This is a genomic window from Pseudomonas sp. UBA2684 (genome assembly GCA_002354655.1).
GTDB lineage: Bacteria > Pseudomonadota > Gammaproteobacteria > Pseudomonadales > Pseudomonadaceae > Aquipseudomonas.
Map to the genome: position 1 here is coordinate 1 of DELY01000046.1, position 7,031 is coordinate 7,031.

Consider the following 7,031-nt stretch of genomic DNA (forward strand, 5'->3'; position numbering starts at 1 on the left):
CGTGTCGTCGTGGTCCTTGAAGGGCATTTCGATGGTGAAGGAGAGGCAGTCGAATTCCATGCCCACCGCATTGCAGGCCAGGGTGGTGTTGGCCTGGCCCGGTTCGTCGCGTGGGTAACCGAAGGCGGTCTGGAATTCGGCGCCGATGCCGACCAGGCGGCTGCGGAACTCTTCTTCCAGTTGTTCCAGGCGCGGGCTGTAGCCGGGGTTGCCTTCGCAGCCGGCGGTGAATACGTAGGGGATTTCCTCGTCGCCGTGGATGTCGAGGAACAGGTCGACGCCGACACGGCGCATCTGCTGCTGGACGAAGAACACCTCGGGGCTTTCCGTCTCGCTGGCCGATTGCCAGGCGCGGTTGAGGTCCTTGCCGGCGGCGTTGGTGCGCAGGTGGCCACGGTAGGCGCCATCGGGGTTCATGTTCGGCACCAGGTACAGGTCGGCGCTGGCCAGAAGGGTATTGAGTTCGACGTCGTCGCGCCGTTGCAGGCGCTCGATCAGCCCTTCCATGAACCACTCGGCCATGTGCTCGCCGGGGTGCTGCTGGGCGATGATCCACACCTTGCGTTGCGCGTCCGGGGTGCGGCTGATGCGCAGCAACTGGATGTCGCGGCCTTCGATGCTTTTGCCGATGGCGAACAATTCGGCATCGGCCTTGCTCAGCGCCTGGTCGATCAGCCAGTCGTGGCGCGCGCGGCTGTAGGGTTCGAAGTAGGCGAACCAGACCTGGGACGCACTGGCGTCGAGCTCGAAGTTCAGCGCGCCGTCTTCGAAACGGCTGGGCACGCGAAACCAGTTGCTCTGGTCGTATGAGGCGGCGGCGTTGTAGCCGGTCCACGCATGGCTGTAGGCGGACTGGCCGGCGTTGGTCAGGCTGAAGCCATAGCGCTGCCCCGCTGTCAGCCCGTCGACTTTGAAGTGGAACCACTGGAAATGGTGGCTCTTGAGGTCCGGGCGCATGGCCAGCAGCACGCGGTGCGGGTTGCTGGCATCGATAACCTCGATATTGCCGCTGTCGAAGTGGGAGCTGATCTGCATACGGGCCTCGGGGCTGATGTGTTGCCCGCGAGCATCGCAGTTACGCCCGCCGCTGAAAACGCCCGAAGCGACAAACTGCTATGCATTCGGGCCGCGCACTCAGGTCTCGACGCCCGTAGCGGGTGGCAGCATGTCCTGTGGCGGCTGTTCTTGCTGCTCTTGCTGCTCTTGCTGCTCTTCAGGCTTGCCGAGCATCTGGTCGGCCGACTGCTGGATCTCATCCACCTGCTTGTTGAACTCGTCGACGGTCTCGCTGAGTGCCTCGCGGGCCACCTCTTGCACCGCCTGTTCGGCTTTTTCCGCCAGTTTCTGCGCGGATTGCTCCGCCGCATCGCAGCCCGCCAGGCCGACCAGCACGGCAGCGGCCAAGCACATCGAGGTAATCGGTTTCATCGGATGTCGCTCCTTGGATAAAGATGTGCGCCGCCCACAAGGGCGGCGCATCACTACAGGCGCCTGTGGCTATGACAGGCAAAACCGGGGGATTACTCAGCCATTACGCGGTTTCATCGGGTACGACCGGCGGGTCGTTGCGGGTTTTCCACAGCGACAGCAGCACGCCACCGAGCAACAGACCGAGGGTCACGCTCAGCGAGATCACTGGCGGAGTTTTGCCGATGATACCGACCAGGAAGATCTTGCAGCCGATAAATACCAGCACCAGGGCCAGGGCGTACTTGAGGTAGGCGAAGCGATGGATCATTGCCGCCAACGCGAAATACAGGGCGCGCAAGCCGAGGATGGCGAAGATGTTCGAGGTGTAGACGATGAACGGGTCCTGGGTGATGGCGAAGATCGCCGGCACGCTGTCCACCGCGAACACCAGGTCGGCGCACTCGATCAGCACCAGCGCCAGGAACAGCGGCGTGGCCCAGCGCACCGAACGCCCGCTGGCATCGGGCTGATGCACGAAGAAGCGGCCTTCGTGCAGGCGGTCGGTCACCCGCATGCGCTTGCGCAGGAAGTTCACCAGGACGTTCTTGGACAGGTCGGGGTGATCGTCGACCTTGCTGAACAGCATCTTCACCCCGGTCAGCAGCAGGAACGCGCCGAACACGTAGAGAATCCAGTCGAACTCGGCAATCAGCGCCGCGCCCAGGCCGATCATGATCGCGCGCAGCACGATCACCCCGAGGATGCCCCAGAACAGCACTTCGTGTTGGTACTTACGCGGGATGGCGAGGAAGCTGAAGATCATCGCCATCAGGAATACGTTGTCCATCGACAACGATTTTTCGATCAGAAAGCCGGTGTAGAAATCCATGCCGGCGTCGCCGCCCTTGACCTGCCAGACCCACAGGCCGAACAGCAGACCCGCGGTGATGTAGCCGGCCGACAGCAGCAGGCTTTCCTTGACGCCAATTTCGCGATGCTCACGGTGCAGCACCCCGAGGTCGAAGACCAGCAGGCTGATAACGATGGTGATGAAGGACAGCCACAACCAGGTGGCGGTGCCGAGAAACTCGGCCATGAAGAACGGTTCTAGGGCAGTCATGAGCCCCTCCTCTTAGTGTCGAAGTTGTACAAACTGCAACTCCGACATGGCAGCGGGTAGCTGTCAGAGGGGCCCGGCGTTGCGGGCGCTAATGTAGGTATCTGCACGGCTTTGCTCAACCGTGCAGAGGTTGCAAAGTGTTTCCTAACGCCTATTGGTCCGGCCCTTTAATGTCTTTATTTCCAAGACATCCATGCTGGATTACGCCGCTAAGCGGCTAACCTGCGCGGCCCGACCGGCCCACCGACGGTGGACTGCCGGCTGAACGTTCAAACTTCAGAGGAACCAGCGGTACTCGCGCGCGCTGACTTCGTGCATGAACGCCAGGTGGTCCTGGCGCTTGTTTTCGCAATAGACCATGACAAATTCCTCGCCCAGGCCCTGGTTGACCAGCGGATGGTCACGCATGGCGCTGACGGCGCTGAGCATGTCTTGGGGGAAGTCGATGCCGCTCTGGCGGTTCTCGTTGAGCGGGGCAATCGGCTCCTGACCGGCATCCAGGCCATGTTCCATGCCCGTGAGGATCGCCGCCAGCACCAGATACGGGTTGGCGTCGGCGCCGGCCAGGCGGTGTTCGATACGCAGGTTCTTGCCATCCGATTCGGGAATGCGGATGCACGCATCGCGGTCCTCGAAGCCCCAGCTGGCGCGGCTGGCGGCGTTGACCATGGCGCCGTAGCGGCGGAAGGCGTTGTGGTTGGCGGCGAAGATCGGCATGCAGTGCGGCAGCAGTTCCAGGCAGCCGGCCACGGCGTGGCGCAGCGGGCGCTGGTTGTCGGCGTCGAGCAGGTTGTTGCCGGCCTCGTCATACAGGCTGACATGCACGTGCATGCCACTGCCCGGCGCGTGCAGGTAAGGCTTGCTCATAAAGCTGGCGCGCTGGCCGTGCTTGAGCGCCACGCCACGGGTGCTGCGGCAGAACAATGCGGCCCAGTCGGCGGCGCGCAGGCCGTCGTCGCAATGGCCGAAGTTGATCTCGAACTGCCCAGGGCCGAGCTCGGCGGTGATCACGTTAGCATCGACGCCCTGCTCGTTGGCAGCGTCGACGATCTCGTGGAGCACATCGGCGAAGCGCGACAGGCGTTCGATATGCATGTTCGGCTGGTCGTCTTCATCGCCGCACAGCGGGTCGCGAGGGAACTGCGGCAGGCCGTCTTGCAGCTTGCGATCAAACAGGTAGAACTCCAGTTCGAAGGCCACCACCGGGCGAATACCGCGCTTGGCCAGGCGCTGCAGCACGCGGGCCAGCACTTCACGCGGTTCGAACTCAATGGGTGCGGCGGTGCCGTCGGAGCTGATCAGCATCTGCCCCAGTGGCTGGCTTTCCCAACGCACCGGCTTCAGCGTGCCGGGGATCAGGCGGCGCGGCGCGTCCGGGTCGCCGTCGTTGAAGCAGTAGTCGCCAATCGGGTGCAGGCCGCCCTGCACGCCCAGCAGCACGCAGTTCTGCGGGATTTTCAGCGGGCTGCCGGCGGCGACTTTTTCGAGCATCTCGATGGGGTAACGCTTGCCGTAGAAATGCCCGGGAATGTCCAGGCTGATCAGGTCGACGTAACGCACCTGCGGGTACTCGGCACGAAAGGCGCGCACTTCACTGAGCAGGTCGAGAAAACGATTGGTTGTTGTCATGCGGAGTAGTCCTGCGGGTCTGGGTGATGTGCAGTGCGATGTTCAACGGACTCAAAGCGCTGGCTCCTACGAAAAGCACCGCTGCGCGTCCATTGCTGATACATGAACTACCTAAACACCCAAAGTACCCGAGTGGGTTGGTCGGTCAGGTTGGCGTAGCGAAACTGGGAATGCGGCGGTAGCTGGAAGCTGTCGTTGGGGCCAAGGGTGACCGGTTCTGCGTCGCCCTCCAGCCAGATGCTCAGCTCGCCTTCGAGCACGAAACCGCCCTGCTCCGAGCTGTCGTCCAGGTGTCCCTCGCCACTGGTGGCACCCGGTGCCAGGTGGCTTTCGAGCATGGAGAAACCGGCCGACATGCTCGGCGACACCAGCACATCGGTGATCCCGCCAGCGTAATAGAGGGTGCGCCGCTCGCCGGGACGGGTCACCCAGGGCAAGGCGCGCGGCTTGCTCAGGCTGTAGAAATAAGTGGTCGGCACGCCAAGGGTTTCGCTGATGGCGGTGAGGTCGGCCACGGTCGGGCGCGACAGGCCGCGCTCGACTTGGGACAGGAAGCCCACCGAGCGGTCGATCCGCGTCGCCAGCTCGCCCAGGGTCATGTTCTTGTGTTTGCGCAGGTCGCGAATCAGGATCGCCAGACCTTCGACTTCATCTTGCATGTCCATGTTGGTGCCCCTGATCGAATCCGTAGGAGCGGCCTTGGCCGCGATGGTGTCGCGCAGATCGCGGCCAAGGCCGCTCCTACACCAGATGTCTAAGGTTTAAATCACATCGCGTAGCCGATACCAGGCCTTGCCGACCGCTTCCAGCGGTGCCGCCAGCAGCGAGCCGCCGGGAAAACGCGGGTTGTCGATGCCCTGGTACAGCGCCAGCAGGTCGTCCTCGCCGAGAATCGCATCGGCCACCGCGCGGGCACCGGCCAGGGTCGGCAGGATGCCGTGACCGGAGAAACCTTGCAGCCAGTAGCGCTGGCCCTGGCAGCCGATGTCCGGGGTGCGCTTCATGCTCACGTCGATGTGCCCGCCCCAGGCGAACTCCAGCTCGACGCCGCGCAGTTGCGGGAACACCCGCTCCAGATACGGGCGAGTGGCCGCCGCGACATCCTTGGGAATACCGCCCAGGTAGGTGCAGCCGCCGCCGAACAGCAGGCGGTTGTCCGGGGTCAGGCGGAAATAGTCGGGGACGAACTGGTTGTCGATCACGCAGCTGTTGCGCGGCAACAGCGAGTGGGCCAGGTCGGGCGCCAGCGGCACCGTCGCCACCTGATAGGAACCCACCGGCAGCAGGCGACTCGACAGGCTGCGGTCGAGGCCACCGATGTAGGCGTTGCAGGCCAGCACCAGTACCTCGCTGCGCACCTCGCCCGCGGCGGTGCGGGCCACATAGCCCTGGGCGGTCTGCTGATAGGCGAGCACCTGGCTCTGCTCGAAAATCTGCCCGCCGGCCTGCTCGATGGCCGTGGCCAGGCCCTGGGCCAGTTTTAGCGGGTTGAGGTGCGCGGCCTGCGGGTCGTACAGCGCGGCCAGGTAGCGCGGGCTGGCGATCCACTCGGGCAGCTCTTCGCGGCCGATAAAACGCATCTGCTGGTAGCCCCACTTCTCCACCAGGTCGCGCTGGGCGTCTTGCAGATCGCCGACGCGACGCTGCTGCACCGCGGCCCACAGGCTGCCGACGCGGTAATCGATGTCGAAGCCATGGCGCTGCGGCAACTCGCGCATTTCCTCCGCGGCCCAGCACATGCTGTCCCACAGACGGCGGGTGCGTTCCTGACCGAGCGCGGCTTCCAGCGGCGGCATGTCGCAGGACCAGCCCAGCAGCGCCTGGCCGCCATTGCGCCCGGAAGCGGCCCACGCCACCCGGCTGGCTTCCAGCAACACCACGCGCTTGCCGACCAGGGCCAGGCGCAGCGCCGTGTGCAAGCCGCTGAAACCGCCGCCGATAATCAGCACGTCACAGTCGAGGCTGTCCTCCAGGCGCGGGCGCAGCGGCACCTGCCCAGGGTAGGTGCCGGCGTAGTAGGTGCCAATATGCTGGGCCGATTGCTTGAACATACGCGCCTCATGAAATTTATAAATTGAAATTTCATGAAAAAATACACAATTAAATTCACAAAGCCAAGCCCTATCGCACGCACATCACTGCGCCATGCCGACACGCGAACCCTGGCGGTCCTTATCGGTCAGACACTCGCAGACGGCCTTGCGCTAAGGTAAAGGCCACCGCCCACCGCACAGGAGCAAAGCCCATGACCACCGCCCACCCATCGCACCAGGCAATACTCAGGGCGCCGCTGGCCGTGCTGCTGTGCGCGCTCGCCCTGCTTGCCGGCTGCGCCAGCCGCGAGGCCGATACCCCGGCGCCAAGCACGCCGCCGGCACAAACACCGGTGCCGGCGCCGGTCGATGAGCAGGCACAGCTGCGCCAACAGGCCAGTCGCGGCGACCTCGACAGCCAGTTCCAACTGGGCAGCGCCTACTTTGTCGGCAAACCGACGAAAGACCTCAAACAGGCCGAGTACTGGTGGAAGCAGGCCGCCGACAAGGGCCACGCCATGGCTGCGGTCAGCCTGGCCTACCTCTACACCGGCCGCGACGACCCCGCCTTCGCCAACCAGCAAGGCATGCTCAAGTACCTCAATCAATCCGCCGCCGCCGGCAACCCGATGGCCCAGCACATTCTCGGCAACCTCTACCTCAGAGGCACTCAAGGTGTGGCACGCGACCCCAACCAGGCCAAAACCTTGTTCGGCAGCGCCTGCGCCAAGCAGTACGCCGCCAGTTGCGAAGCGCTGAAAGCGCTACCCTGAACCGCCGACAGCGCCACATGAAAAAGGCTCTGTACCCGTTAACTGTTGATGCAGAGCGCCGTCACG

At 64.0% G+C, this 7,031-nt stretch carries 7 protein-coding genes; 1 reads left to right on the forward strand and 6 read right to left on the reverse strand.

The features are described 5' to 3' along the window. The 6 genes from B3M58_RS16025 to B3M58_RS16050 all read right to left on the reverse strand — a co-directional run. Positions 1 to 1,035, reverse strand: a 1,035-nt coding sequence (locus B3M58_RS16025; protein WP_296220609.1) for a M14 family metallopeptidase, incomplete at its 3' end; no start/stop codon positions are given. A 99-nt stretch (positions 1,036 to 1,134) separates the two neighbouring features. After that, positions 1,135 to 1,428, reverse strand: coding sequence for a hypothetical protein (locus B3M58_RS16030; RefSeq protein WP_296220610.1), 294 nt, complete (start codon positions 1,426 to 1,428; stop codon positions 1,135 to 1,137). A gap of 103 nt (positions 1,429 to 1,531) precedes the next feature. After that, positions 1,532 to 2,530 (reverse strand): TerC family protein, encoded by a 999-nt coding sequence (locus tag B3M58_RS16035; RefSeq protein WP_296220611.1) that lies wholly within the window; start codon positions 2,528 to 2,530, stop codon positions 1,532 to 1,534. 276 nt (positions 2,531 to 2,806) lie between these two features. Then, positions 2,807 to 4,159, reverse strand: a complete 1,353-nt coding sequence (locus B3M58_RS16040) for a glutamine synthetase family protein (protein WP_296220612.1) — start codon at positions 4,157 to 4,159, stop codon at positions 2,807 to 2,809. A 107-nt stretch (positions 4,160 to 4,266) separates the two neighbouring features. Next, complete coding sequence (locus B3M58_RS16045) at positions 4,267 to 4,824, reverse strand: helix-turn-helix domain-containing protein (protein ID WP_296220613.1); 558 nt, start codon at positions 4,822 to 4,824, stop codon at positions 4,267 to 4,269. A 96-nt stretch (positions 4,825 to 4,920) separates the two neighbouring features. Further along, the gene (locus B3M58_RS16050; protein ID WP_296220615.1) at positions 4,921 to 6,210 is read right to left on the reverse strand and encodes an NAD(P)/FAD-dependent oxidoreductase; all 1,290 of its coding nucleotides are present in this window, start codon (positions 6,208 to 6,210) and stop codon (positions 4,921 to 4,923) included. Between the two features lie 194 nt (positions 6,211 to 6,404). Between B3M58_RS16050 and B3M58_RS16055 the strand changes: the two genes are divergently transcribed. Next, positions 6,405 to 6,965: a tetratricopeptide repeat protein gene (locus B3M58_RS16055; RefSeq protein WP_296220617.1), complete on the forward strand. Its 561-nt coding sequence runs from the start codon at positions 6,405 to 6,407 to the stop codon at positions 6,963 to 6,965. Positions 6,966 to 7,031: the final 66 nt, after the last annotated feature.

What these genes read in the sequence shown, in the direction of transcription:
- B3M58_RS16030 (WP_296220610.1), bottom strand. Translation starts at nt 1,428, where the DNA reads ATGAAACCGATTACCTCGATGTGCTTGGCCGCTGCCGTGCTGGTCGGC.
- B3M58_RS16035 (WP_296220611.1), bottom strand. Translation starts at nt 2,530, where the DNA reads ATGACTGCCCTAGAACCGTTCTTCATGGCCGAGTTTCTCGGCACCGCC.
- B3M58_RS16040 (WP_296220612.1), bottom strand. Translation starts at nt 4,159, where the DNA reads ATGACAACAACCAATCGTTTTCTCGACCTGCTCAGTGAAGTGCGCGCC.
- B3M58_RS16045 (WP_296220613.1), bottom strand. Translation starts at nt 4,824, where the DNA reads ATGGACATGCAAGATGAAGTCGAAGGTCTGGCGATCCTGATTCGCGAC.
- B3M58_RS16050 (WP_296220615.1), bottom strand. Translation starts at nt 6,210, where the DNA reads ATGTTCAAGCAATCGGCCCAGCATATTGGCACCTACTACGCCGGCACC.
- B3M58_RS16055 (WP_296220617.1), top strand. Translation starts at nt 6,405, where the DNA reads ATGACCACCGCCCACCCATCGCACCAGGCAATACTCAGGGCGCCGCTG.